The organism is Ruminococcus sp. N15.MGS-57 (assembly GCF_000980385.1).
Lineage (GTDB): Bacteria > Bacillota > Clostridia > Oscillospirales > Ruminococcaceae > Hominimerdicola > Hominimerdicola aceti.
In genome coordinates this window covers 1-855 of sequence record NZ_LARF01000122.1, presented here as the reverse complement: position 1 = coordinate 855, position 855 = coordinate 1, and the positions used below count along the sequence as shown (strand labels likewise).

General features: G+C 46.0%; 2 protein-coding genes. Both read right to left on the bottom strand.

The features are described 5' to 3' along the window. Positions 1 to 118: 118 nt before the first annotated feature. Positions 119 to 337: a TetR/AcrR family transcriptional regulator gene (locus tag WS40_RS10820; RefSeq protein WP_325208547.1), complete on the bottom strand. Its 219-nt coding sequence runs from the start codon at positions 335 to 337 to the stop codon at positions 119 to 121. 327 nt (positions 338 to 664) lie between these two features. Beyond that, positions 665 to 855 (bottom strand): hypothetical protein (locus WS40_RS10815; RefSeq protein ID WP_046442278.1); only part of this gene is annotated, 191 nt, incomplete at its 5' end.

Below are 855 nucleotides of genomic sequence, written 5' to 3'. Positions count from 1 at the left end.
GGATAGCATACCGGGCAATTTTGAAGATTTCATAAAGATTCCCGAAAACAGAATATGAACAATACACCGTAACCATGGAGCATATCGCAACAAAGCACCAACCTACGCATTTAGGGCCTTAAAAAGCCCTATATTTCAAGATTTTTCCCTCTAAAACCGCAAAGAAAAGCATTTCCTTGGATTCGTAGAATTTATAGAACGAGCCCTTCGCAATGCCGACCGCCTTCGTCAGCTGCTCTACGGAGGTTTTCTTCATCCCCAGCGTGACAGCACAATGTCTCGTTTCCTTCAGCAGTGCCTTGCGGAGCTGCTCGGTCTCGTAATCGGTAAAAGCCAAGCTCATGCCTCCTTAAATATGACCGATTCGGTTCTTTCGGTCATATTATACCGCGCTTCTTTCTGTTTTGCAAGAGGTGCGGAGAAAAAATCACTAATCAAAAGGGGTGCAGCGTTGCAGAAAGAGACGCTGGAATTCCGGTAATCGTTGTCGCCGCGGTAAAAGAAACTATATCGTAAAAGGACATCAGAACGAAGCATCCAAACGCTGCGTTCTGATACCCATTTTGTTTCATATTGCACAGATGGGGTGATTGCAAGGAGAAGAACAGAAATTCACACAACATGAATGACGTATTCACATAATACTACTGCTTTTGCGCTATCATTAACGTTCGATCTTGCATTGATCCGTTTTAAGGTGAGACCTTTTAAGTTGCTCCGTACTCCTTCGCCGCATGATCATCTGCCGCGCCTGCCGATTCTCCGCATCCTCTCCGAGCAGTCGAGACGTTTCCTGCTTGGCGCTGAGCAGCATAATAAGGGAAGGCTTCTCGTGCATGGTGCCCTCTAATTGCT